Genomic DNA, 24,412 nt, shown 5'->3' on the forward strand with positions numbered 1-24,412 from the left:
CGCGTGGGTACCCGGTGGGAAACCTCCTGCGGGTCTCCGTTGACCCCGCCCCTGCTGCCATTCAGCATACTGCGTTTTGTATGCAATCCACTGCCATCGTGTCGCGGATCACCCGTGCGGCACCAAATGACCGATTTCGGGTGATCTGAGCGCAATGACTCAGTCGCTCTCCGTGGAGTTCTCGGACGTCCTGCTGTCGTGATAGGTCTGCCTGGTCTGCTCCGCGTGGCGGTGCATGACCTCGCCGGCTCGCTCTGCGTCACCATCGGCGATGGCGGTGACCAGCTCGGCGTGCTCGTTCCACGAGTCGTGGCTGCGCGGGCGGGCGATCGGGGTGTAGTACCAGCGCACCCGGCGGTCGACCAGGCCGATCATCTCGGACAGGACCTTGTTGCGGCCGATCGCCGCGACGGCCGCGTGCAGGTCTGCGTTCGCCTTGACCAGGCGTTCGACGTTCGCCGTGACGAGCGCCTCCTCGCCGGCTCGCTGCAGCTTCTTGAGGATCTTCACGTCGGACGGCGTGGCGTGTTCGGCGGCGAGCTTGGCGGAGTAGGTCTCCAGCACGCTGCGCACGGCGAGCAGCTGGTCGGCCTCCTCCTCGGTCGGGGTGTGCACGAAGGCGCCCTGGGCGGGGCGCAGGTCGACCCACCCGTCGGTCTGCAGTCGCTGGAGCGCCTCGCGCACCGGTTGCCTGCTGACGCCCAGGTACTCGGCGAGCTCGGCCTCGACCAGGTGCTGGCCGGGCGCGAGGGTGCGGTTGATGATGAGCTCGAGCAGGGCGTCGTAGACGGCTTGACGCAACGGTGCGGGCCGTTCTACCCGGCGGCTGGCCGCGGCACTGAGCGAGCCGCGGGCGGCCCGGCGGCCACTGGGCGAAGAAGTCATGCCGGACAGAATACAGCTTTTGGTATGCAAAAAGCACTTCTATCGCCTTGGTCGTGTTGTCCGTATACTGTATGCAATATTTGGAGCGGGGCGTGCTATGAAGATCGCTGTTCTCGGAGCTGGAGCGATCGGTGCCTATGTCGGTGCTGCCTTGCATCGTGCGGGCGTGGAAGTCCACCTGATCGCGCGTGGAGCCCACCTCGCCGCAATGCGGGAGCACGGCGTTCGGGTGCTGAGTCCGCGCGGTGACTTCACCGCGCGTCCACATGCGACGGATTCGCCGTCGGAGGTGGGCGAGGTCGACTACGTGTTCCTCGGCCTGAAGGCGTACTCGTACGCCTCTTCCGGCGATCTGCTGGCACCGCTGCTGGGACCCGGTACCGCCGTGATCGCGGCGCAGAACGGGATCCCGTGGTGGTACTTCCACGGCATGACCGGGCACCCCCTGGAGGGGCAGCGGATCGAGGCCGTCGACCCCGGTGGCTCGGTCACGGCCGTGCTGCCGATGGAACGGGCGATCGGATGTGTCGTCTACTGCTCGACCGAGATCCAGGCACCCGGCGTGATCCGGCACCTGGAGGGCACGCGGTTCTCGATCGGTGAGCCGGACCGGTCGATCTCGCCGCGCTGTGTGGCGCTGAGCGAGGCGATGATCGCGGGCGGCCTGAAGTGCCCGGTGGAGAAGGACGTCCGCGAGGACATCTGGATCAAGCTGATGGGCAACGTGGCGTTCAACCCGTTGAGCGCGCTGACCCGCGCGACGATGGTGGAGATCTGCGAGCACGAGGACAGTCGCGACCTGGTGGCCCAGATGATGGCCGAGACCCTGACCATCGCGCGGGCCGCGGGCTGTGATCCGCAGATCTCGATCGACAAGCGCATCGACGGCGCCCGCCGCGTCGGGCACCACAAGACGTCGATGCTGCAGGACCTGGAGGCCGGCAAACGGCTGGAGATCGACGCGATCATCGGCGCCGTGGTGGAGATCGCCGAGCTGACCCGCGTGCCGGCACCGACGTTGCGGCACGTCTACGCGGCGATCGACCTGCTGTCGCGCACGTCCCTGGTGTCCTGAGTTGCTGTTGCGACAGCTGGAGTACCTGGTCGCCCTGGCCCGTGAACGCCACTTCGCGCGTGCCGCGGAGGCCTGTCACGTGTCCCAGCCGTCGTTGTCGGCGGCGATCAGCAAACTCGAACGCGAACTCGGGGTGCCGATCGTGTCCCGCGGCCGCCGGTTCGAGTCGCTGACGCCGGAGGGGGAACGGGTCCTGCTGTGGGCGCATCGCATGCTCGCGGACCGCGATGCCTTGCAGCAGGACCTGTCACGCATGCGCGAATCCTTGTCGGGAGTTCTGCGGATCGGCGCCATCCCGACGGCTTTGCCGGCCGCGCCGTTGTTGACCACGCCGTTCTGCGAACGGTATCCGCACGTGCGGATCACGCTGGAGTCGTTGTCGTCGCGCGAGATCGTGCGACGGCTCGACGAGTTCGAGCTCGACATCGCGATGACCTACGTCGACAGCACGGTCCGCGCGATGCCGTTGTACGAGGAACGCTATGTGCTCCTGACACCTGCCGACGAGGAGATCGCCTCTCGTCCGGTGGCGCGGTGGGCTGACGTCGCCGCGCTGCCGTTGTGCTTGCTGACGTCCAGGATGCGCAACCGCCGGATACTGGACGGCATCTTCGCGGACGCCGGCGTGCAGCCCGTGCCGGTGATCGAGGCCGACACCGTCGCGACCCTGTACGCCCACGTGGCCACCCGGAAGTGGTCGAGCGTCATCGCGCACGCCTGGTTGCAGATGTTCGGGACGCCCGAGGGCATGCGCGTCGTGCGGATCGAGGACCCCCAGCGAGTGCCGCAGATCGGTCTGGTCGTGGGTGACCAGGTCTCGATGCTGGCGCGGGCGATGCTCGGGCACACGCGGGGCCTGGACGTGCGCGGGGAGCTGGAACGCATGCTGCACAAGCACCTTGATAGACGCGACCTATGACCGCATAGGAACTTTCGCTTGGACGCCAAGGGCCTTCGGCTTCGATGCTGGGGGCATGAAGATTCTCTGCGTGCTCTACGACGACCCGGTGTCCGGCTACCCGAAGACCTACGCCAGGGACGACCTCCCCGAGCTGCCCGGGTATCCCGGTGGCCAAACCCTGCCCACTCCGTCCTCAGTGGACTTCACACCCGGCCACCTGCTCGGCAGCGTGTCCGGCGAGCTGGGCCTGCGTTCGTTCCTGGAGTCTCAGGGCCACGAGCTGGTCGTCACCTCGGACAAGGACCGCGACGGCTCGGAGTTCGACCGCCGCCTGGCCGACGCGGACGTCGTGATCTCCCAGCCGTTCTGGCCCGCCTACCTGACCGCCGAACGCTTCGCCCGCGCCCCTCGTCTCAAGCTGGCGCTGACCGCGGGCATCGGCTCGGACCACGTCGACCTGGACGCTGCCATCGCGCACGGCGTCACGGTCGCCGAGGTGACCTACTGCAACAGCATCAGCGTCGCCGAGCACGTGGTGATGTCGATCCTGAACCTGGTCCGCAACTTCGTGCCCTCGCACCAGATCGTGCTGGACGGCGGCTGGAACATCGCCGACGCCGTGGCCCGCTCCTACGACGTCGAGGGCATGCACGTCGGCACCGTCGCGGCCGGCCGCATCGGGCTGGCGGTCCTGAAGCGCCTGGCCCCGTTCGACATGCACCTGCACTACACCGACCGGCACCGGCTTCCCCTTGAGGTGGAGGAGGAACTGGGCCTGACCTTCCACGCCTCGGCCGCGGACATGGTGCCGCACTGCGACGTCGTCACGATCAACGCGCCGCTGCACCCCGAGACCGAGGGCCTGTTCGACGACGAGCTCATCGCGACGATGAAGCGCGGCGCCTACCTCGTCAACACCGCCCGCGCCCGCATCGCCGACCGAGACGCCGTGGTGCGGGCGTTGCAGAGCGGCCGGCTGGCCGGGTACGCGGGCGACGTGTGGTTCCCGCAGCCCGCGCCGTCCGACCACCCGTGGCGCACGATGCCGAACCACGGCATGACCCCGCACATCTCGGGCAGCTCGTTGTCGGCACAGGCCCGGTATGCCGCTGGTACCAGGGAGATCCTGGAGTCGTTCTTCGCGGGCACGCCGATCCGCGACGAGTACCTGATCGTCGACGGCGGCAAGCTGGCGGGCACGGGCGCCCACTCGTACGCGGTCCGCGGCTGACCTGGTTGAATTCCTCCAGATTCGGGTTTCTGGGGGAGCAGGTCGAACATGAGGATTCGCGCTGCCGTCATGGCCGCGGTGGCTCTGATCGCGGGGTGCGCGACCGCGGCGCCGGTCACGCCAACGGCGCCGCCGGCCACCACCAGTTCGGTGGTCCCGCCCACGCCGGCCGAGCTGGATCAGCGTGCCAAGGTGGCGCTGGCCCCGCCCGGCGCGTTCGACGCACTCGGGGGCAAGGCGGACGACACCGCCGCCCTGGACGACCTCCCCGTCGTGGTGGAGGGCCAGGCGATCGGCGAGGTCTGCGGCACCCTGCCGCGCGTGGACAAGGGCACGTCGGCGGCGCGGAGCCGCTCCTGGTCGGGAGGCGTGAACCTGTTCGAACGGGTCCACGTCACGTCAGAGCTCCCGGCGAGCGCGCTCGTGTCGACGGTGCGACAGCAAGCTCGCGCGTGCGCATCGGACGCCGAGGTTGCGCTCACCAGGCCGGAAGGCGTCGACGAGTCGTTCGCGTACTGCGAGCCGAACGATCCCGGCGCCATCCCGTGGTCGTGTCAGGTGGCGCTCGCGCGGGGCAACGTGTTCGCGCTCGTGGCGGTCAACGGTCAGACCGAGGAAGCCGCATCGGCGCAGCTCACGTCCGTGTTGCCGATCTTCGCGGAGTCGCTGGTCAAGGCGTGAACGTCACTCCTGGACGATGGACGCGTTCTGCAGCCGGAGCGCGTCCTGTCCGGGAGGCGCTCCGAACATCCGCCGGTACTCGCGGCTGAACTGCGACGGGTTGTCGTACCCGACGGAGTGTCCGACGGCAGCGACGTCGTGCGGCGCGGACACGAGCGCGACGCGGGCCCGTTGCAACCGGATCTGCTTCTGGTACTGCAGCGGGCTCATCGCCGTGACGGTGCGGAAGTGCCGGTTCAGCGTCGAGACGCTGGTGCCGATGTCGGCGGCGAGGTCGTCGATGCGGATCACCTGGTCGAACCGGTTCTTGATCCACGCGATGGCGCTCGCCACCAGGGCCAGCCGGCTGTCGGCGGTGCCGGCCTGCCGCATCAACGCGGCCTGCGGGCTGTTGAGCAGCCGCCAGTGGATCTCGCGCCGCACCGACGCGCCCAGCACGCGCAGGTCGCGGGGCTCGTCGAGCAGCCTGAGCAGCCGGACGAGGGCGTCGAGCAGGTTGTCGTCAGCCTCGCTGATCGCCATGCCGGGGCCGTCGTGCGGGCGGATCGGCGGGGAGCCGCCTTCGACGAGCAGTTGCGCGATGGTGGCGGGCTCCAGCTTGAGGCCGAGTGCCAGGAACGGCTTGGACGGGCTCGCCTCGGTGATGTGGCCGGTCAGCGGGAGGTCGACGGTCACGACGGAGATCTTGCCGGGCCCGTGTTCGAAGACGTGGTCGCCGAGCATCGTGCGTTTCGTGCCTTGGGCGACGAGGGTGAGCACCGGTTCGGTGATCGTGCCCATCGGTTCGGTCACCCGGTCGGAGACGAAGACCAGCACGCCTTCGGTCCACAGTGGACGACCGTAGGGTCCGGCGTGCCGGATGATCCGGCGGCCGATCTCGTCCAGGTGGGTCATGGTTCGCAGTCTCGCACGGGTGTGCCGTGATCGGCGCGGACTTGAGCGGATCGTGCAACGGTTCGAGCCCATCGGCCTAGGTGATGGCGCTTGTGGCGCCTTGAATTGAGCCATGTCGCTTGATTCGCACATCACCCTCGGCCGGTCAGGCCTGCGCGTCAGCCCGTTCACCCTCGGCACGATGACCTTCGGTGAGGACCACGGCTGGGGGAGCAGCCCGGAGGAGTCCGCGAAGATCCTCGCGTCCTATGTGGATCGAGGTGGCAACTCGGTCGACACCGCCAACCTCTACACCAACGGCCACTCCGAGAAGATCATCGGCGACGTCCTCGCCGGCACGCCGGGGTTGCGCGACCGGCTGGTGCTGGCCACGAAGTTCTTCGGCAACCTGCACGCGGGCGACCCGAACGGCGGCGGGCCCGGCCGCAAGGCGCTCGTGCACCAGCTCGAGGACTCGTTGCGGCGCCTGCGAACCGACTACGTCGACCTCTACTGGCTGCACAACTTCGACCCGGTCACCCCCGTCGAGGAGACCATCCGAGCCCTGGACGACCAGGTGCGCGCCGGCAAGATCCGCTACATCGGTTTCTCCGACGTACCGGCCTGGGCGACGGCGCACGCCGCCACCCTCGCGCAGTGGCACGGCTGGTCACCGATCATCGCGTTGCAGCTGGAGCACTCGCTGCTCGAACGCACCCCGGAAGGCGAGCTCATTCCGATGGCACAGGCGATGGGCATGGGCGTCATGCCGTGGTCGCCTCTGCGTGGCGGCTTCCTGTCCGGCAAGTACACCTCCGGTGCCGCTCCGGCTTCGGAGCGCGGGCGGGTGCCTTCCGCGGCGGAGTTCGTGGTGGTCGACGCGGTCAACGCCGTCGCCGCGGAGATCGGTGTGCCGGCGGCTCAGGTCGCGCTGGCCTGGTTGCGCGGACGGCCCGGCATCAGCTCGGTCGTGATCGGCGCCCGCCGGCTCGACCAGTTCGAGACGAACCGCGGCGCGCTGGACGTGACGCTCGCCGACGCGCAACGGGCCACGCTCGACGAGGTCTCCGCGCCTCACCTGAACTTCCCCGCCGAGAACAACCGTGAGCTGGCCCCTCATCTGCAGTTCGCGGGAGCCACCGTGGACGGACGGCCGTCCGCCGCGATGCCGATGTTCTTCGAGCCGGGTACGAGGTACTGACCGTGAGCGTGGCGAGTGCGGTGCTGGGCCGGATGTGGGGACTACCTCCGCGGCGCAACCGGGTGCGGGTCGAGCGGGCGGTCGAGGTGCCGATGCGCGACGGCGTGCGGTTGCTCGCCGATCACCACGTCCCGGTGACCGTTGAACACGCGCCCACGATCCTGGTGCGCTGCCCGTACGGCCGCGGCGCCCCGTACGCCCTGCTGCAGGCACGCATCTACGCCGAGCGCGGCTACCACGTGTTGTTCCAGAGTTGCCGCGGCACGTTCGGCTCCGGAGGCGTTTTCACACCGGGCGTCGACGAGGCCCAGGACGCGCAGGACACCGTGGCATGGCTGCGCACGCAGAACTGGTTCGACGGCAGGCTCGCGGTCCTCGGCGGCAGCTACCTCGGGTTCACCGGCTGGGCGCTCGCCGTGGATCCACCGCCGGAGCTGACCGCGATGGTGGTGATGATCGGCGTGCACGACCTCGGCGCCGCCATGTACCGCCAAGGTCCGCTGGAGCTCTACAACGGGCGTTCGTGGGCGGATCTCGTCGCCAACCAGGAATCCGCGGGACCGCTCACGAGCCTGGTCAGGACGCTGCGGGCGGAGCGCAGGCTGGCGGCCGAGATGGCCCGGCTGCCGTTGGGCGGCACCGGCGTGCCCTGGTACGACGACTGGGCCGGTCAGCCGGACCTGACCTCACCGTACTGGGACCGGTTCCGGGTCACCGAGGCGCTGCGCCGGACCGAGGTGCCGACGCTGCTCATCGGTGGATGGCACGACTTCTTCCTCAACCAGACGATCGAGCAGTACGAAACCCTGCGCGCACGGGACGTCGACGTCGCGATGACTGTCGGGCCGTGGACCCACCTGAACGTGGACAACCGGATTTCCCTGGCGGAAGGCATTTCCTGGTTCGACACGCACACCGCCCGCCGGGCTCCGGTGGGCCGCGAAGCTCTGGTGCGCGTGTTCGTCGGCGGCGCCGGCTGGCAGAACCACGGGTCCTGGCCCCCGGACACCCGCTCCAGAACCTGGTACCTGCGTTCCGGGCAGCGGCTCGCCGAACTTCCGTCCACTGAGGACGACGGCGGTACCTCGTTCCGCTACGACCCGCGGGATCCCACGCCTTCCGTCGGCGGACGGCTGATGGCGCTGAGCGGTGGCGCAAAGGACAACCGGGAGCTGGAGGCCCGTCAGGACGTGCTCGTCTTCACCTCCGAACCGTTCGCCACGGCGGTCGAGGTGCACGGCTCGCCCGTGGTCGAGCTGCACGTGACATCGGACAACGCGAACGCGGACCTGTTCGCGAGGCTCTGCGACGTCGACCCGTCCGGCAGGTCCACCAACGTCACCGATCAGATCGTGCGCCGCACCGGGCAGGACATGGTGCGCATCACCCTTGATCCCACGGCGCACCGGTTCGAGGCCGGTCATCGAGTGCGGCTGCAGGTCTCCGGTGGCGCCTTCCCCCGCTTCGCCCGCAATCTCGGCACCGGTGAGGACCCCGGCACCGGCACGGCGATGCGGCAGGCGTCCCACGTCGTCCACCACGACGCAGGACGGCCGTCGCAGATCTCCCTGCCGGTCCGCCGTTAGCCGCGCAGGAAGGCGACAGTCTGCTCGACGAACACCTCGCGGTGCTGGAACAGCGGCGCAAATGGGAGCTCATCGCTCGCCTGATCGCCGCCGCCGAGACGGACTTCTCACTGCCGTCCACGTGAAGAAACCGCAACAGGGGCTAGCGCATACCGAAGATTGCATACAGTATGGGCGGAGGAGGTGTCGTGATGAGCAGGCGGAAGAAGACCGAGCCCTACGTCCGGCTGACCCAGCCGTTGGTGCGCGACTCAGGCATCCTGCGCCCGGCCACCTGGGACGAGGCACTGGATCGCGCCGCAGAGGGTTTCCGCAGGAACGTGGCCAACGGGGGTCCGGACGCGTTCGGCATGTTCTCCTGTGCGCGTGCTACGAACGAGATGAACTACATGGCCCAGAAGTTCACGCGTGCGGTCATCGGTACGAACAACGTCGACTCGTGCAACCGCACGTGTCACGCCCCGAGTGTGGCCGGGTTGGCCAAGGTTTTCGGCAGTGGTGGTGGCACCTCCTCGTACCAGGAGATCGAGGATGCCGACCTCATCGTCCTGTGGGGCTCGAACGCCCGTGAGGCGCACCCGATCTTCTTCCAGCACGTGCTCAAGGCCGTCAACAAGGGCGCGAAGCTGTACGTGGTCGACCCGCGGCTGACGAGCACCGGCAGGTGGGCGCACAAGTGGTTGCGGCTCAAGGTCGGCACGGACATTCCGCTGGCCCACGCCATCGCGCGCGAGATCATCGCGTCGAACCTCACGAACATGTCGTTCGTCGAGCGGGCGACTGAGGGCTTCGCGGAGTTCGTGAAGACCGTCGAGCCGTGGACGCTGCCGGTCGCCGAGCTGGAGACCGGGGTGCCGGCCGAGCTGATCCGCGAGCTCGCCCACGCCTACGCCAAGGCGGATCGCGGTCAGCTCAGCTGGACCCTCGGCATCACCGAGCACCACAACGGCACCAACAACGTGCTGAGCCTGATCAACCTGGCGCTGCTGACCGGTCAGGTAGGGCGGTACGGCGCGGGGCTGAACCCGTTGCGCGGGCAGAACAACGTCCAGGGCGGCGGCGACATGGGCGCCATCCCCGACCGGCTGCCCGGCTTCCAGGACATCACGGACCCGGACGTCGCGAAGAAGTTCAACGACGCCTGGGGTTCGAACTTCAAGGCCGCCAAGGGGTGGAACCTCACCCAGATGCTCGAGGCGATGGAACGCGGTGACATGACCACCGTGTACATCATCGGCGAGAACCCGGTGCAGTCAGAGGCCGACTGCGAGCACACGATCAAACGACTGTCCAACTTGGACCACGTCGTGGTGCAGGACATCTTCCTCACCAAGACCGCACAGCTCGCGCACGTCGTGCTCCCGGCCGCGGCGGCGTGGTGCGAGACCGACGGCACGTTCACCAACAGCGAGCGCCGGGTCCAGCGCGTCCGCAAGGCGCTCACGCCACCCGAGGGTGCGCGGGACGACATCGAGATCATGGGCGAGATCGCCACCCGGCTCGGGGCCGACTGGCAGCACAAGACCGGCCAGGACGTGTGGGACGAGCTGCGCGGTCTGTCGCCGATCCACACCGGCATGACCTACCAGCGCCTGGAGGACCTCGGCGGCATCCAGTGGCCGTGCCCGGACGAGAACTCCCTCGAACCCAGCTTCCTGCACGGCCGGTTGTGGGAGGAGGACCCGGTGAAACGCGGCATGCCCGCGACGTTCTCACCGGTGCCGCACAGCCCGCCCGTCGACGAGCTGACGAGTGAGTTCCCCTTCCGGCTCACCACCGGGCGCCGGCTCGACTCCTACAACACCGGGGTGCAGTCGGCCGGGTTCGAGTCGCCGCTGCGCATGGGCGAGACGCTCGACCTGTGCCCGCAGGACGCCGCGATGCTCGGGGTCACCGCGGGCGAGGAGGTCCAGATCACCAGCAGGCGCGGGCAGATCCAGGCGCCCGTGCGCATCGACGACGGGCTCACGCCCGGTCTGGTGTTCATGACGTTCCACTTCCCGGACGAGATCGACGTCAACATCATCACGATCGAGGCGACCTGCCCGATCGCGGGGACGGCCGAGTACAAGGCCGCGGCCGTCCGCATCGACAAGTTGCCGGTGCCCGCTGTCGCCGGGGCGGTGGGCTGATGGATCTGAAGCTCCTCGACATCGAGCCCACGGAAGCGGAACGCGTCGTCGTCGACCTCTTCAACGGCATGGGGCGCGACCAGTTGCTGCCCGCCCTGCACGCCGTCAACGACCGGGTCGGCTGGATCAGCCAGGGCGCGCTGAACCACATCTGCCGCGTCCTGCACGTCCCACCGGCCGAGGCGTACGGGGTGGCGAGCTTCTACTCGCTGTTCTCGCTGACCGAACGGCCCGCGAAGATCGTGCACGTCTGCGTGGACCTGGCCTGCCAGGTCAACGGCGCGAAAGCGTTGTGCGACAGGCTGACCGACGAGCTCGGCCCGGCCGGCGCGCGGAGTGGATGGCTGCGCGGCCCCTGTCTCGGTGTCTGTGAGAAGGCTCCGGCGGCGCTCGCGTTCGAGGCGGGGGAGGTGGCGAAGGAACAGCTCCTGGCGCCCACCCACGCCGGCGAGGTGATCGCGGTGGCGGCCGCTGGTCCCTCCCACGTGGGCGGTGAGCGCGCGGAGGTGCCGCAGGCCGGTGACCCCGGCCTGCGGCTGCTCAAGCGGGCCGGCGTCGTCGATCCGGAGTCGCTGGACGACTACCGGGCGACGGGCGGCTACACGGCGTTGCGGACGGCTCTCCTCCTGGGCCCGTCCGGGGTGATCCGCGAGATCTCCGACGCCAAGCTGATGGGCCGCGGCGGTGCGGCGTTCCCGACGGGTCGCAAGTGGGACGCGACCGCCCGCCAGCCCGTCCGGCCGCACTACCTGGTGTGCAACGCCGACGAGAGCGAACCGGGCACGTTCAAGGACCGGTTGCTGATGGAGGGCGACCCGTTCTCGGTGATCGAGTCGATGACGATCGCCGGGTTCGCCGCCGGGTGCTCACGCGGCTATCTGTACCTGCGCGGCGAGTACCCGCTGGCGCTGCACCTGCTGCGCAACGCGATCGCGAAGGCGCGCGAGCGGGGCTACCTCGGCACGAACATCATGGGCCACGAGGGTTTCTCGTTCGACATCGAGATCCGCCGCGGTGCCGGCGCGTACATCTGCGGCGAGGAAACCGCGATCTTCAACTCCATCGAGGGCTTCCGCGGTGAACCGCGGTCGAAGCCTCCCTTCCCGGTGGAAGCAGGGCTCTTCGGCAAACCGACCGTGGTCAACAACGTGGAGACGCTGGTCAACGTGCCGGTGATCCTCACGGAGGGCTGCGAGGCGTACACCCGGATCGGCACCGCCGGTTCCACCGGGTCGAAGCTGTTCTGCCTGTCGGGAAACGTGAGTCGTCCGGGCGTGTACGAGGTGCCGTTCGGCACCACGCTCGGGGAACTCCTCGATCTGGCGGGTGGCGTGCCGCCAGGCCGGGAGTTGCGAGCGGTACTGCTCGGCGGGGCGGCAGGCGGGTTCGTCCGCCCGGACGAGCTCGACCTGCCGCTCACCCTGGAGGACGCGCGCGCCGCCGGCACCACCCTCGGCTCCGGTGTCGTGCTGGTCCTCGACGACACGGCTGACCTGGGCAGCTTCCTGTTGCGCATCGCCGCTTTCTTCCGCGACGAGTCGTGCGGGCAGTGCGTGCCGTGCCGGATCGGGACCGTGCGGCAGGAAGAAGCGCTGCACCGGCTCGTCGGCAAGCGTCCGCTGAGCACCAGCGCGCAGGATCTCCAGCTGCTGCGGGAAGTCGGGCAGGTCATGCGCGACTCGTCGATCTGCGGTCTCGGGCAGACCGCCTGGAACGCCATCGAATCTGCTCTTGATCGACTGGGTTACGCGGAGGAGGCAGCATCGTGACCATCGTCGAGATCGGGCTTCCGAAGCGGCTGGTCGAGCTCACGCTGGACGGCGAAAGCGTTCGCGTACCTGAGGGTGCGACGATCCTGGACGCCTGCACGGCATCCGGGAAGTCGATCCCGACTCTGTGTTACGGCGACACTCTGAAGCCGGCAAACGCTTGCCGTGTCTGCATGGTCGAGGTCGAGGGATCGCGCACGCTGGTGCCGTCGTGCTCGCGCAAGGTCGAGCCGGGCATGGTCGTGCGCACGGACTCCGAACGAACGCAACACAGCCGCAAACTGGTGCTGGAACTTCTCGGGTCCGCGACGGACCTTTCCACCACGCCGCACGTGGACGAGTGGATGTCCGCGTGCGGTGCCGACCCCTCCCGGTTTGGTCCTGACGCCGCCACGAAGCTTCAGCCGACCATTGTGGACAATCCGCTGTACGTACGCGACTTGGGCAAGTGCATCATGTGCTACAAGTGCGTCGACGCTTGCGGCGACCAGTGGCAGAACACCTTCGCGATCTCGGTGGCCGGCCGCGGCTTCGACTCGCGGATCTCCACGGAGTTCTCCACTCCACTGCCCGAAAGCGCTTGCGTCTACTGCGGAAACTGCATCGAGGTCTGCCCGACCGGTGCGCTGAGCTTCAAACGCGAGTACGACAAGCGGGAAGACGGCACCTGGGACGAAGAGGCCCAGACCCAGACCACGACCATCTGCACGTTCTGCGGTGTCGGGTGCAACCTCACCCTGCACGTGCAGGACAACGAGATCGTGAAGGTCACGTCGCCGCACGAAAGCACGGTCACGCACGGAAACCTGTGCATCAAGGGCCGCTTCGGCTGGCAGCACGTGCAAAACCGCTGATCAAAGCACCGGGAGGGCGCTCCGATGTCGTTGATCCTCAAGCCCGGAACTTCCTGGAACGACGTGTATTCGCAGTGCGTGAAGGTCGCACCCGAGGCGTTCCACGACGATCGGCTGCTCAACCACTTCGGCGGCGGGTGGAGTCGTGCCGGCGAACCGATGCCGGCCACCAGCCCCGTCGACGGCTCCACCATCGCGGGCCCGCCGTTCCTCGACTTCGACGTCGCGGGACGGGCGGTGGTCTCCGCCGTCGAGCAGCACGTGGAGTGGCGTGAAGTGCCTCTCGCGGAACGCAAAGCGCGCGTTTCGGAAGCGTTGGACGCGTTGGTCGAGCACCGCGACCTGCTGTCGTTGCTGCTGGTGTGGGAGATCGGCAAGCCGTGGCGGCTCGCCACGGCCGACGTCGACCGCTGCATCGAAGGGGTGCGGTGGTACGTCGAGGAGATCGACGGGATGCTCGCCGGCCGGACCCCGCTGAACGGCCCGGTCAGCAACATCGCCTCGTGGAACTACCCGATGAGCGTGCTGATGCACGCGATGCTGGTGCAGGCGTTGGCGGGCAACGCCGTCATCGCCAAGGCACCGACCGATGGTGGCGTGAGCTGCCTGACGCTGGCGACCGCTCTGGCCGTGCGGTCCGGGCTGCCGTTCACACTGGTCAGCGGCAGCGGGGCCGAGCTGGCGCCGGTGCTGGCCGGGTCGTCGTTCCTCGGTTGTGTGTCCTTTGTGGGCGGTCGCGATGCCGGCAGCGCCATCGCGACACGGCTGGTCGACTCGAACCGGCGGCACGTGCTGGAGCAGGAGGGCCTGAACTGCTGGGGCGTCTGGGAAACCGACTCCTGGGACATGCTCGGCACGCAGATCCGCAAGGCCTTCGACTACGGCAAGCAGCGTTGCACCGCGTACCCGCGGTACGTCGTGCAGCGTTCGTTGTTCGACAAGTTCCTGAACGTCTACCTGCCCGCTGTGCGGGACGTGAAGTTCGGGCACCCGCTCGCCGTCGCTTCGCCCGGCGACGAGCTGCCCGCCCTGGACTTCGGGCCGTTGATCAACGACGCGAAGGCCAAGGAACTCGGTGACGTCGTGGACGAGGCGATCCGGGCGGGCGGTGTGCCGCTCTACCGGGGATCGCTGGACTCCGGCCGGTTCCTGCCCGGCCAGCAGACCGCCGCCTACCTGGCACCCGTCGCGATCCTCGACCCGCCGCGTTCGTCGGTGCTGCACCACGCGGAGCCGTTCGGGCCGGTCGACACGATCGTGCTGGTCGACACCGAGGCCGAGCTGCTGGCCGCGATGAACGCCTCGAACGGCGCGCTGGTCGCGTCCCTGGCATGCGACGACGAGGCCACGGCTCGGCGGTTGAGCGCGGACGTCCAGGCGTTCAAGGTGGGCATCAACAGGCCGCGGTCGCGGGGTGACCGGGACGAGGTGTTCGGCGGCCGTGGTGCTTCGTGGCGCGGCGCGTTCGTGGGTGGCGCGTTGCTCGTCCACGCCGTCACAGAAGGTCCGCCCGACGAACGGCCGTACGGCAACTTCCCCTCCTACTCGCTCTACCCGCCAACGTGACGTACCGCGCGGACCTGCTCCGCATCGTGCAGAACGTGGTGGCGCCGTCCGCCGCTGATGTCGATCAACAGGCCAGATTCCCGCGCGCGGCACTGAACTCGCTGGGCGCGAGCGGCATTCTGGGAATGACGATCTCGCGCACGGTCGGCGGGGGAGGACAGGACCTGCGGTCGGCCGGGCGGGTGGTCGAGCACGTCGCTCGCGTCTGCGGCGCAACGGCTTCCGTCCTGCGCTCGCACTACTCCGCGGCCGCCGTGCTGGACCGCTCCGGCCCGCACTGGCTGCGTGCGGAGATCGCGGCCGGCCGGCATCTCTCGACCCTGGCGGCGTTCGGCTCGGCCGGTGCGATGTCGGTGCACGGCGACGTGGTCCAGGTGCGGGCGCGCAAGAGCTGGGTGATCGCGGCCGGCGAGGCGGACAGCTACGTCTGGTCCTGCGGCGCGGCGTTGTGGCTGGTACCGGCGGAGGCGCCGGGGCTGCTGGTGCCAGCCGACCACGTCGGCATGGGCTTGCGCGGGACCGTCGCCACGTGCGTGGAGGCGGATCCGGTGCGGGTGCCGGCGTCCAATCAGCTGTGGTCGGAAGAGCTGGCGTTCCCGTGGTTCCTGGTGCTGGGAGCGGCGGTGTCGCTGGGGCTGATGGAGGGCGCGCTGGCGGCGGCGTTGGGCCACCTCGGCGGTGGTTCCGCGCACACGGGCCGACCTGGTCCGGATGCGGCTGCGCACCGACTCGGTCCGGGTTCTCTACAACGACACCCTGTCCGCGGTGAGCTGGCATCCGGAACGGTCGGTGGACCGGGTCCGGCTGCTGGCGGTCACGGCGACCGAGGCCGCGGTGGCGGTCACCGACCTCGCGATGAAGGTGTGCGGGGACGCGGCGTTCCGCCGGGACCTGGGCATCGAGCGCAGGTTCCGGGACGCACGGGCGGCCGCCGCGATCGAGCCGACGGTCGACGCCCTGTTGGATTCAGTGGAGATCTAATTGTCGGTTGGTTAGGGTCGCGGGCATGTCCTACGGACCGTCTGCCCAGACCAAGGGGCCTGCGCTGGGTTTGCTGGCGCTGGCTCTCGGATTGGCCGGGGTCGTGGTGACCTTCCTGCCGATCAACCTCGACGGCGTTCGCCCCTACCTGGCGTGGGCGTTCGGGTTGCCGGGATTCGTGGTCGCGATCCTCGGGCTGCTCGGACCCCGCCAGGGCAAGGCTTTCGCGGTGATCGGCGCGCTGCTGTCGTTGCTGGCGGTGTTCGTCGGCATGATCACGCTCGGCAACCTCACCGGCTTGCTGTGACGCCAGCGGCTACAGGCGGGCACGCACCTCGTCGGCCTTCGGTTCGCCCAGCTCCTCGAACAACGTCACGGACTCCAGCCAGCACTTCTCCGCGCCCCGCCGGTCGCCGATGCCGTCGAGCGCCAGCCCGAGGTTGTCCAGCGACTCAGCCTGCCCGTAGAGGTCGCCGATCGCCCGGAACGTCTCCAACGCCCGGTCGACGTACGACACGGCCTCGGGGAAGTCGAGCAGCCCCCGGTACACCTCGCCGATGTTGTTGAGCAGGATCGCCTCGCTGTACGGGTCCTTGATCTCCTGCCGGATCTCCAACGCCCGCAGGTAGTGCGACAGCGCCACGTCGAACCGGCCGGCGTCGGCGTGCAGCAGGGCGATGTTGTTGAGCGTCACCGCTTCCGAGTGCAGGTTGCCCAGTTCGCGGGCGATCTCGGCCGACTGCTCGTAGCACGACAACGCGTCGTCGACCCGGCCCAGCACCATGTACACGATGCCGAGGTTGTTCAAAGTCGGTTCCTGGCGCGACTTGTCGCCGATCGCGCGGAAGATCGCCAACGCCTGTTGGTAACAGTCGATGGACTCGTCGTGTCGCCGGACCTCGCGCAACGCGATGCCCAACGTGATCAGCATCCGTCCCTCGGCGCTGCGGTCGCCCACCGAACGGGCCGCGGCCAGTGCGACGCCGTGCGTGTCGATCCAGTCGGCCCAGTGCTTGCGCAGGTTGAAGAAGTCCCACAGGCACTGGGCGAGACTCCACGAGTGCTCCGGCAGACCGTGGTCGGCCGCGTCACGAACGGCCGCCACCAGGTTCGCGCGTTCGGTGTCGCACCACGACAACGCGGCGTCGCGGTCGGCGAACGCGCGCGGGTGCACGGCCGGGTCCGCGGTGCTGATCTCCAGCTTGCGCTGGGGATTCAGCTGCTGCGCGCCATGCCACGACGTGTGCACGTACCAGTCCAGCACCCGCCGCCGAGCCAGCGAACGGGCGGGCGGCGGTTCAGTGGCCGTGACCTGCTCGACGGCGTACGCGCGCAACAGATCGTGCAGGCCGTAGCGGCCAGGTGTGTGCTGCTGGAGCAGGTGTTCGTCGAGCAACGTTTCCAGCAGGTCCTCGGCCTCGTACGGGGTCAGCCCGGCGAGAGCGGCGGCGGATTCGGCCGTGAAGTCCTCTCCCGGGTGGATTCCGAGGAGTCGAAACAGACGCCTCTGGTTCTCCGGCAGTGCCTGGTACGAGAGGTCGAACACGCCCCGCGCACCGAGACCGCCCCCTCTTTCCAGCTGTGCCACGAGGTCCAGCACAGTCCACTGTGGACGTCGAGCGAGTCGTTTCGCGGCGAGTGCCACGGCGATCGGCAGGTGCCCGCACAGCTCCGCGACCCGTTCGGCCGCCTCGCGGTCGGCGTGCACCCGATCCTCGCCGGCGATCCTGGCGAGCAGCGCGACCGCCTCACCGGGCGTGAAGACGTCCAGCGAGAGCGATTTCACCCCGTCCAGCATCAACAACGTGCGGCGGCTGGTGATCAGCACGAAGCACGAGGCACTGCCCGGCAGCAACGGCCGGACCTGGTCCTCACCCGCCGCGTTGTCCAGCAGCACCAACGCGCGTTTGCCCGCCAGCCGGTCGCGGTACAGCGCCGCGCGTGACTCCAGCGACTCCGGAATCTGCCCGCCCGGCACGCCCAGCAGGCGCAGGAAGCTCTCCAGCACGGCGGCAGGGTCGGCGGGCAGCTCGTCCGCGTCGAAACCGTGCAGATCGGCCCACAGCTGCACGTCCGGATACCGCGAGACGAGCTGATGCGCCGCCCGCACAGCCAGCTTCGTCTTGCCGACACCGGCCATGCCCTCGATCGCGGAGATCACGACCGTGGAATGCGGTCCCGGCTCGCACAGCCGCCGCAGCTCGGACTCGCGCCCGGTGAACTCGGCGATGTCCATCGGCAGCTGCCGGTGCGCGCTCAAAGCCGCGGGAGAGGGCACCCGGCTTTCGAGGATCACCTGCTGCAACTGCCGCAGGCGCGCACCCGGCTCCACACCGATCTGCTCGACCACGTGCTTGCGAGCGGCCGCATAGGCCTCCAGCGCCTCGCTGCGCCGGCCGGAACGGTCCAGGGCCACCATCAGCTGCGCCCACAGCTCCTCGCGCAACGGGTGCTGTGCCGTCTCCCGCCGCAGCCGGTCGATCACGTCGTCGAACCGGTTCAACTCCAGCGCGGCCTTCGCATACCGTTCGACCGCGGTGAGCCGCCGTTCCTGCAGCCGGGTGAACTCCGCGCGCAGCAACGGTCCCGCCGACAGCTCGACGCTCGGGACGCCGTGCCACTTGGCCAGCGCCTGGGCGAACAGATCGGCCGCGGCCTCGGTGTCGCCGTCCGCACCGGCTTCCTCGCCGGACCGGACCAGCTGCTCGAACTCGTCCAGGTCGAGCTCACCGGGCTCGACGACGAGCTGGTAGCCGTGACCGGGCCGGGTGATGAGCCGGTCGCCGAGGACCTTGCGCAACCCGGCGACGTATGTGCGCAGGTTCGACTCGGGCGACACCGGCGGTGAGTCCCAGACCGCCTCGGTCAGCTGTGCGACGCTGACCGCCTCGTTCGCGTGCAGCAACAACATCGTGAGCACCGCGCGTTGCCGGGGCCCACCAAGCTCCAGCGGTGTGCCCGTCCGCCGTACCGCCAGCGAGCCGAGCAGCAGGAACTCCACAGGTGCATTTCTCCTCGATGATCGCGATCGTTCGGATCAAGCCATCCTCGCGCACAACCCCGACCGTCTGTGCACGGCCTGGGCGAAATCTGTGCGCACCACCTGACACCTTTGTACCCAGATCCGGTACCTGCGCCGCCAGGTTCGAGAACACCTGGACCCAGGGGGTCGGCACAGTTACCGGATCTGGTTCCCCCAAGAACCCGGCCGACGTGTGAAAGTCACCGCGCACGTCGGCCACCTACCGCAAGACCGGTGGCCCGGACGGGTCCCCCAGACTGGAACCGGGCCACCACCCCTACTTCGACGGAACGCCGAACCGCACCGGCACACCAGGTGAGTGCAGCACGCTCACCGGCGGTCCCACCGGGACTTCCAGACCGGCGGCGGCCACCAGTTCGTCATCGAGCTCCAGCAGTTCGGCGCTGTGCAGCCGCCACTCCGGATGGTCGTTGGGCAGGTAGATGGTCCTGCCGTACCAGGACACGTGCAGGCCCCAGCGGGCGGTGAGGAAGCGGCTCAGCTCGTCGGGTTCGACGGCGGGCCCCACCCGCACCACCACCCTGCTCGACGCGCCCCGTGGCGCGGGCCAGAGGCGCCGGCAGGTGTAGGTGATCACGTCGCCGTCGCGCTTCAACCGCATCGACGACCACTTGTACGGCAACCGTGAACTGATCCGGGCGCCCATCACCGGCACTACGCGGCTCGCGTCGAGTGACAGGAACACAACCCCGCGGCGGCCGGCCTCGTCGACCGAGTACAGGCGGACGTTGGTCTCGCAGAACGTGCCGACGTAAGGCAGTCGCGGTCCTACCGTCCCGCCGATCGGGTGCATCCGGAACGGCACCAGGCCGATGTAGGTGAGCCCGTTCAGCGTGTCCGGCCGGGTGCCCGCCGGCAGGAACCCCGCGACCGACTCGGGTGGCACGGCCCAGTGCAGGAACGTCACGTCGCGCCACCACTGCCCGACGGACGCGATCCGCACCGGACGCGGGGTCAGCGGCGTCACCGGCTCGGTCATGGTTTTGAAAGTACCGCTGAGCGGGCGAGTTCTCCCGCGTGTGATGCCGTCGCAACGATCAAGCACTACACAGATGTGCATGGCTCTCAAGCATCCGGTGGACCAGGTACTGCCACCTGCGCGGCTCGGGCTGCTCGGTTTGCAGCACGTCCTCGCCATGTACACCGGCTGCGTGGCGGTGCCGCTGGTCTTCGGCGCCGCCGCCGGGCTCGACACCCACACCATCGGCCTGCTCGTGAACGCCGACCTGCTGGTCGCCGGACTGATCACGCTGCTGCAGTCGCTCGGCATCGGCACCGTGCTGGGCATCCGGCTGCCGGTAGTGGCCGGCGCGACGTTCACCGCCGTCACGCCGATGATCCTGATCGCGGGCCAGTACGGACTGCAGGCCGTCTACGGCTCGATGCTCGCCGCGGGCGTGTTCGGCATCCTGATCGCGGTGCCGTTCGCCCGCGCCGTCCGGTTCTTCCCGCCTGTCGTCACCGGCTCGGTGATCACGGTGATCGGGTTGTCGCTGATCGGCATCGCGGCCGGGTTGATCACCGGCCAGGACGGGGAGGGCTCCGGCAAGGAGCTCGCGCTGGCGTTCGGGATCGTGCTGGTGATCGTGCTCGTCGGACGGTTCGCGCGCGGTCTGCTCGGCCAGCTGGGCGTGCTGATCGGCCTGGTCGGCGGCACGATCGCGGCGATCTTCCTGGGCATGACGGACTTCTCGAACGTCGGCGGCGCGGCGTGGCTGGGCATCGCCGCGCCGTTCCACTTCGGCGCGCCCCAGTTCCCGCCGGCCGCCGTGATCTCCATGTGCGTCGTGATGCTGGTGACCTTCACCGAGTCCACCGCCGACATGCTCGCGGTCGGCGAGATGACCGGCCGTCCGGTCACCTCACACGACCTGGCGCGCGGGTTGGCGGCCGAGGGGGTCTCCGGCGTGCTCGGCGGGATCATGAACGGGTTCCTGGACACCGTCTTCGGCCAGAACGTCGGCCTGGTCGGCATCACGAAGGTGCGCAGCCGGTACGTCGCCGCGGTCGCCGGCGCGATTCTGGTGCTGCTGGGCCTGATCCCGAAGCTGGGCGAGATCGTCGCGGCCCTGCCCGGTCCGGTCGTCGGCGCGGCCGGACTGGTCATGTTCGCGACGGTCGCCGCCGTGGGCATCGGGATTCTGGGCAGGGTCGACTTCGAGAACACCGGGAACCTGCTGATCATCGCGGTGACGATCGGTGTCGGTCTGCTCCCGGTGGTCGCCCCGAAGATCTACCAGTCGTTTCCCGCCTGGGCACAGGTGATCGGCGGCAGCGCCATCACCAGCGCGGCGCTGACCGCCTTCGTGCTCAACCTGTTGTTCAACCACACTCGTCGAAGTACTTCGTAGCTTCACGGTGCGGGGGCAGCGGACGACGCGGTTCGCGCACACCGCTGCCTTCACCATCGCCCTCGACCCACACGGTCACCGCACCCCAGCGTTGAACGCGCGTGCCCGCAGCAGGACGCTGCGCCACGACGACGCCGTTCAACAGGGGATGGGGACTGTCCGGATCGGGACCCTGCAGGAGCAAACCCGCGTCATGGCCTACCAGCCACGCGTCGAGCGCCTGCTTTCCGTGGAAGTTGGGAACCACCACTGTCACATGACTTCACCCGGAGCCGACGATACTCCAACGCGCCCGCAGAGTCCCGACGAATGCCTCGAAATCCGCGGTCATCGACACCTCTCCAGGTTGCAGCAACCACTGCTGCTGCAACCCGTCGATCACCGCGATCGTCGTGCGCACCACGGTGCCGACCGGAGCGTCCGCCGCGATCTCGCCGCGGTCCTTGCCCGCCTGAACGGCCTCGGTCAGCCAGCCCCGGATGCCCGCATAGTGCTGCTGCACCCACGTGTGCGCCGGATGTGACGGTTCGACGGCCTCCGCGGCGAGCCGTACGAACAACCCCACCAGGTGCGGCCGCGTCGAGTTGCGGGCCGCGAGTGCGGTCAGCGAGTCGAACGCCGCCCATCCCAGCGGTGGCGCGGTGGTGCCGGTGAGGAAGTCGCCGTCCTGCCGGTCGCGTTCCTCGAGCACGGCCGCCAGCAGGGCCGCCTTGCTCGGGAAGTGGTGCAGCAGACCGGATTGCGAGAGGCCGGTCTTCGCAGCCACGGCCGCGACCGAGGTGCCCTTGAAGCCCGCCGTCGCGAACAGTTCGGTCGCGACGGCCACCGCCTTCGCCCTGGACTCCTCACCCGAGAGGTCCACTCGCGACTTGGCCCGGTACCTGGGCGGGAACGACACCGCTCACCTCACTCCTGATCGGCCGGCAGGACAACCCGGACGTCGCCGAGCCCGCGGGCGATCAGCACCTCGCCGCCCCGCAACGGTTGCCAGCCGTCCGCCCACACCCGCCGCACCCGTGCCGAGCACGGCACTTCGACCTGCACGGTCTCCCCGGTGGCGACGTCCGCCACCGCCCAGCCCGCGAGCCGGACCGGTTCGTCCCGCGGGCGGAGGTAGACCTGCACGACCTCGCGTCCTGGCCGGGAGCCGGTGTTGGTGATCCGCACCGACACGGTGCCGTCCACAAAGGACGCTTCGCCGTACTCCCACGTGGTGTAGCCGAGGCCGTGGCCGAACCAGAACAACGGGTCAGACGCGCCGCGGTACCCGATCGCGGTGCCTTCGTCGTAGGGCAACGCACCGTCGGTCGGCACCGGCGTCAACGCGTCGGAGTCCGTCCGCGGGAACGTGGTGACCAACCGTCCAGCAGGTTCGACGTGACCGAGCAACGCGGCTGCCACGGCGTCACCGGCTTCCTGGCCGGGCAGTCCGGCCCACAGCACGGCGTCGACCTCGGCGAGCCACGGCATCAGCACCGGCGTTGCCGCGTTGACCACGACGACCGTGCGCTGAGCGGCCGCCGCCACCGCCGCGACCAGCGCGTCCTGCTCGCCCGGCAGCACCAGCGTCGTCTTGTCGAAGCCCTCGGTCTCCTGCTCCTCTGTCAGGCCGACGACCACGACCGCCACGTCCGCCTCGCGCGCCGCCCGCACCGCGGCACCGATCACCTCGGCGGGAGGCCGGGGGACCGGTCGCGTGATCAGGCCGACCAGCGCGGCCGCCTCGCGAACCCGTGCGGTGATGCGGTCGCCGGGGGAGAGCAGCACCTCGGTGGTCCAGAACGGCGGCTTCAGCAGCGCTTCCTCCACGATGCCGTCCGCCCAGGCCAGGCGCATGGCGTGCGACTCACCGGCCACCTCCAGCGTCCAGTCGCCGAAGCCGCGGAAGCCGACCTGCAGCCGCGTCGGTTCGGACAGCACCACCTCGCCGGACACCTCGATCGACGCGGCACCCTGCGCCCACCCGCCGTACGCCGCGAGTTCGGCGATCTCCATCTCACGTGACGCCAGCACCTCGCCGGACGCGCCGAACGTCGTGGCACGGATGTCCCGCAGCACCCCGGCACCGGGAGAAGCGTGCCGGAACCGGACCTCCACACCGTCCACAACGGACACCCGGTCGCCCAGCAGCGAGGTCAGGCCGTCGGCGATGCTGATGACGTGCGGCGGCCGCACCCCGGCCGAACCACCGCCCTGCGCGACGGTCTCGACCGCGTGCCGGCCGATCAGCGCGACGTTCGGCGAGTCCAGCGGCAGCACGCCGTTGTTCGTCAGCACGGTCATGCCACCCGCCGCGAACCTCCGCAGTTGCTCGCGACGCACCTCGCTGTCCGGAGCGGGCAGGTCGGACGGCCATGAGCGCTGCTCGCCGAGCGCGCCGGTCCGTGAGGCCAGCAGCAGCAGGCGGCCCAGGTGGTCGTCGATGGCCGACTCGGCCACCTCGCCCGCCTCGACGGCCGCGACCAGCCTGTCCTCCCACGGCCCGCCAGGACCGGGCATCACCAGGTCGAGGCCGCCGTTGGCGCTCTCGGCAGTGGACCGGGTGGCGAACCAGTCGGACATGATCAGGCCGTCGAAGCCCCACTCGCCCTTGAGCACGCCTTCGATCAACTCCGTGTGCTCGGTCGCCGGGATGCCGTTGACCTTGTTGTAGGCAGCCATGATCGCCCACGGCGAGGCGTCCTCCACGACGATCTCGAACGGCAGCAGGTACACCTCGCGCAACGTCTTCTCGTCCAGCTCCGAACTCGCGGTGCGGCGCTCGGTCTCGGACTCGTTGGCCACGTAGTGCTTCGGCGTCGCGGCGATGCCCTTGCCCTGCAAGCCCCGCACGTAGGCGGCGGCGAGCGCGCCGGTGAGCAGTGGATCCTCGCTGTAGGCCTCGAACAGGCGGCCACCGAGCGGCGTGCGGTGCAGGTTGATCGTCGGACCGAGCACGACGTGCACCTGCTGCGCGGCCGCCTCGTCCGCCAGCACCTCGCCGACCTCGTGGGCCAGCGCGGTGTCCCAGTGCTGGGCGAGCAGCGTGGCGTTCGGCAGCACGCAGGCGATCGTGCCGCCCCTGAGCTCGGCGCCGCGCACCCCGGTCGGCCCGTCGGACAGCTTCAGCGACGCCAGCCCGATCTCCGGCTCCGCGTGCAGCGCGAACAACGCGCAACCGGTCAGCAGCCGCACCTTCCGGGCCAGGTCCAGGCTCGCCACCAGATCCCTGATGGCTGCCTTCTCGATGTCCATGCGCCGAGCGAACCACCACTACCGACCGAGTGGTCGGTCGGTATGTCTT

Annotated in this window: 21 protein-coding genes and 1 pseudogene; 14 read left to right on the forward strand and 8 right to left on the reverse strand. The window is 69.3% G+C overall.

Features of this window, described 5'->3' with window-relative positions; translation table 11 throughout:
* Nucleotides 1-159: 159 nt before the first annotated feature.
* On the reverse strand, nt 160-885 hold the full coding sequence (locus tag SK803_RS02245) for a GntR family transcriptional regulator (RefSeq protein WP_319964007.1): 726 nt from the start codon (nt 883-885) through the stop codon (nt 160-162).
* Between the two features lie 97 nt (nt 886-982).
* On the opposite strand from SK803_RS02245, the gene SK803_RS02250 reads away from it, so the two are divergent.
* Genes SK803_RS02250 through SK803_RS02265 form a run of 4 tightly spaced genes read left to right on the forward strand, consistent with a single transcriptional unit; the run spans nt 983 to nt 4,773 of the window.
* A complete protein-coding gene (locus SK803_RS02250; protein ID WP_319964008.1) occupies nt 983-1,960 on the forward strand; it encodes a 2-dehydropantoate 2-reductase in 978 nt (325 codons plus the stop codon).
* Between the two features lies 1 nt (nt 1,961).
* On the forward strand, nt 1,962-2,879 hold the full coding sequence (locus SK803_RS02255) for a LysR family transcriptional regulator (protein ID WP_319964009.1): 918 nt from the start codon (nt 1,962-1,964) through the stop codon (nt 2,877-2,879).
* A gap of 55 nt (nt 2,880-2,934) precedes the next feature.
* Complete coding sequence (locus SK803_RS02260; protein ID WP_319964010.1) at nt 2,935-4,092, forward strand: NAD-dependent formate dehydrogenase; 1,158 nt, start codon at nt 2,935-2,937, stop codon at nt 4,090-4,092.
* 48 nt (nt 4,093-4,140) lie between these two features.
* On the forward strand, nt 4,141-4,773 hold the full coding sequence (locus tag SK803_RS02265) for a hypothetical protein (protein ID WP_319964011.1): 633 nt from the start codon (nt 4,141-4,143) through the stop codon (nt 4,771-4,773).
* 3 nt (nt 4,774-4,776) lie between these two features.
* Here the strand turns inward: SK803_RS02265 and SK803_RS02270 are convergent, their stop codons facing one another.
* Nucleotides 4,777-5,667, reverse strand: coding sequence for an AraC family transcriptional regulator (locus tag SK803_RS02270; RefSeq protein ID WP_319964012.1), 891 nt, complete (start codon nt 5,665-5,667; stop codon nt 4,777-4,779).
* A gap of 112 nt (nt 5,668-5,779) precedes the next feature.
* Here SK803_RS02270 and SK803_RS02275 point away from each other — a divergent pair, with 112 nt between their 5' ends.
* The 7 genes and pseudogenes from SK803_RS02275 to SK803_RS46465 all read left to right on the forward strand — a co-directional run.
* Nucleotides 5,780-6,847, forward strand: a complete 1,068-nt coding sequence (locus SK803_RS02275) for an aldo/keto reductase (protein ID WP_319964013.1) — start codon at nt 5,780-5,782, stop codon at nt 6,845-6,847.
* A 2-nt stretch (nt 6,848-6,849) separates the two neighbouring features.
* A complete protein-coding gene (locus tag SK803_RS02280; RefSeq protein ID WP_319964014.1) occupies nt 6,850-8,433 on the forward strand; it encodes a CocE/NonD family hydrolase in 1,584 nt (527 codons plus the stop codon).
* 191 nt (nt 8,434-8,624) lie between these two features.
* Entirely contained in the window at nt 8,625-10,565 is a 1,941-nt protein-coding gene (locus SK803_RS02285) for a molybdopterin oxidoreductase family protein (RefSeq protein ID WP_319964015.1), read from the forward strand.
* Complete coding sequence (locus SK803_RS02290) at nt 10,565-12,334, forward strand: NAD(P)H-dependent oxidoreductase subunit E (RefSeq protein WP_319964016.1); 1,770 nt, start codon at nt 10,565-10,567, stop codon at nt 12,332-12,334. The genes SK803_RS02285 and SK803_RS02290 overlap by 1 nt, the downstream gene beginning before the upstream one ends.
* Entirely contained in the window at nt 12,331-13,188 is an 858-nt protein-coding gene (locus tag SK803_RS02295; protein WP_319964017.1) for a 2Fe-2S iron-sulfur cluster-binding protein, read from the forward strand. The genes SK803_RS02290 and SK803_RS02295 overlap by 4 nt, the downstream gene beginning before the upstream one ends.
* A gap of 24 nt (nt 13,189-13,212) precedes the next feature.
* Nucleotides 13,213-14,754 carry an aldehyde dehydrogenase family protein gene (locus SK803_RS02300; RefSeq protein ID WP_319964018.1) on the forward strand — a complete coding sequence of 514 codons (1,542 nt, stop codon included), beginning with the start codon at nt 13,213-13,215 and terminating at the stop codon, nt 14,752-14,754.
* Nucleotides 14,751-15,032 (forward strand): annotated as a pseudogene (locus tag SK803_RS46465) (acyl-CoA dehydrogenase family protein); the annotation flags it as partial. The gene SK803_RS02300 and the pseudogene SK803_RS46465, both read left to right, overlap by 4 nt.
* A 143-nt stretch (nt 15,033-15,175) precedes the next feature.
* Here SK803_RS46465 and SK803_RS02305 read toward each other — a convergent pair.
* Entirely contained in the window at nt 15,176-15,322 is a 147-nt protein-coding gene (locus SK803_RS02305) for a hypothetical protein (RefSeq protein ID WP_319964019.1), read from the reverse strand.
* A gap of 110 nt (nt 15,323-15,432) precedes the next feature.
* Here SK803_RS02305 and SK803_RS02310 point away from each other — a divergent pair, with 110 nt between their 5' ends.
* Nucleotides 15,433-15,735, forward strand: coding sequence for an acyl-CoA dehydrogenase family protein (locus tag SK803_RS02310; RefSeq protein WP_319964020.1), 303 nt, complete (start codon nt 15,433-15,435; stop codon nt 15,733-15,735).
* A 25-nt stretch (nt 15,736-15,760) separates the two neighbouring features.
* Nucleotides 15,761-16,042, forward strand: a complete 282-nt coding sequence (locus SK803_RS02315) for a hypothetical protein (protein ID WP_319964021.1) — start codon at nt 15,761-15,763, stop codon at nt 16,040-16,042.
* A 9-nt stretch (nt 16,043-16,051) separates the two neighbouring features.
* On the opposite strand, the gene SK803_RS02320 is transcribed toward SK803_RS02315, so the two are convergent.
* Nucleotides 16,052-18,736 carry an AfsR/SARP family transcriptional regulator gene (locus SK803_RS02320; RefSeq protein WP_319964022.1) on the reverse strand — a complete coding sequence of 895 codons (2,685 nt, stop codon included), beginning with the start codon at nt 18,734-18,736 and terminating at the stop codon, nt 16,052-16,054.
* 298 nt (nt 18,737-19,034) lie between these two features.
* The gene (locus tag SK803_RS02325) at nt 19,035-19,757 is read right to left on the reverse strand and encodes a YqjF family protein (RefSeq protein WP_319964023.1); all 723 of its coding nucleotides are present in this window, start codon (nt 19,755-19,757) and stop codon (nt 19,035-19,037) included.
* Between the two features lie 73 nt (nt 19,758-19,830).
* On the opposite strand from SK803_RS02325, the gene SK803_RS02330 reads away from it, so the two are divergent.
* On the forward strand, nt 19,831-21,129 hold the full coding sequence (locus SK803_RS02330; protein ID WP_406601464.1) for a nucleobase:cation symporter-2 family protein: 1,299 nt from the start codon (nt 19,831-19,833) through the stop codon (nt 21,127-21,129).
* Here the strand turns inward: SK803_RS02330 and SK803_RS02335 are convergent.
* Genes SK803_RS02335 through SK803_RS02345 form a run of 3 tightly spaced genes read right to left on the reverse strand, consistent with a single transcriptional unit; the run spans nt 21,101 to nt 24,363 of the window.
* The gene (locus SK803_RS02335; RefSeq protein ID WP_319964025.1) at nt 21,101-21,385 is read right to left on the reverse strand and encodes a PASTA domain-containing protein; all 285 of its coding nucleotides are present in this window, start codon (nt 21,383-21,385) and stop codon (nt 21,101-21,103) included. The genes SK803_RS02330 and SK803_RS02335 overlap by 29 nt on opposite strands.
* A 6-nt stretch (nt 21,386-21,391) precedes the next feature.
* Complete coding sequence (locus tag SK803_RS02340; protein WP_319964026.1) at nt 21,392-22,027, reverse strand: TetR/AcrR family transcriptional regulator; 636 nt, start codon at nt 22,025-22,027, stop codon at nt 21,392-21,394.
* A gap of 8 nt (nt 22,028-22,035) precedes the next feature.
* Nucleotides 22,036-24,363, reverse strand: a complete 2,328-nt coding sequence (locus tag SK803_RS02345) for a glycoside hydrolase family 3 protein (RefSeq protein WP_319964027.1) — start codon at nt 24,361-24,363, stop codon at nt 22,036-22,038.
* Between the last annotated feature and the right edge of the window lie 49 nt (nt 24,364-24,412).

The organism is Lentzea miocenica (assembly GCF_033949945.1).
Lineage (GTDB): Bacteria > Actinomycetota > Actinomycetes > Mycobacteriales > Pseudonocardiaceae > Lentzea > Lentzea miocenica.

Excerpts from the sequence above, each read along its gene's own strand:
- SK803_RS02245 (WP_319964007.1), bottom strand. The coding sequence starts at position 885 with ATGACTTCTTCGCCCAGTGGCCGCCGGGCCGCCCGCGGCTCGCTCAGT.
- SK803_RS02250 (WP_319964008.1), top strand. The coding sequence starts at position 983 with ATGAAGATCGCTGTTCTCGGAGCTGGAGCGATCGGTGCCTATGTCGGT.
- SK803_RS02260 (WP_319964010.1), top strand. The coding sequence starts at position 2,935 with ATGAAGATTCTCTGCGTGCTCTACGACGACCCGGTGTCCGGCTACCCG.
- SK803_RS02265 (WP_319964011.1), top strand. The coding sequence starts at position 4,141 with ATGAGGATTCGCGCTGCCGTCATGGCCGCGGTGGCTCTGATCGCGGGG.
- SK803_RS02270 (WP_319964012.1), bottom strand. The coding sequence starts at position 5,667 with ATGACCCACCTGGACGAGATCGGCCGCCGGATCATCCGGCACGCCGGA.
- SK803_RS02275 (WP_319964013.1), top strand. The coding sequence starts at position 5,780 with ATGTCGCTTGATTCGCACATCACCCTCGGCCGGTCAGGCCTGCGCGTC.
- SK803_RS02285 (WP_319964015.1), top strand. The coding sequence starts at position 8,625 with ATGAGCAGGCGGAAGAAGACCGAGCCCTACGTCCGGCTGACCCAGCCG.
- SK803_RS02290 (WP_319964016.1), top strand. The coding sequence starts at position 10,565 with ATGGATCTGAAGCTCCTCGACATCGAGCCCACGGAAGCGGAACGCGTC.
- SK803_RS02300 (WP_319964018.1), top strand. The coding sequence starts at position 13,213 with ATGTCGTTGATCCTCAAGCCCGGAACTTCCTGGAACGACGTGTATTCG.
- SK803_RS02315 (WP_319964021.1), top strand. The coding sequence starts at position 15,761 with ATGTCCTACGGACCGTCTGCCCAGACCAAGGGGCCTGCGCTGGGTTTG.
- SK803_RS02325 (WP_319964023.1), bottom strand. The coding sequence starts at position 19,757 with ATGACCGAGCCGGTGACGCCGCTGACCCCGCGTCCGGTGCGGATCGCG.
- SK803_RS02330 (WP_406601464.1), top strand. The coding sequence starts at position 19,831 with ATGTGCATGGCTCTCAAGCATCCGGTGGACCAGGTACTGCCACCTGCG.
- SK803_RS02345 (WP_319964027.1), bottom strand. The coding sequence starts at position 24,363 with ATGGACATCGAGAAGGCAGCCATCAGGGATCTGGTGGCGAGCCTGGAC.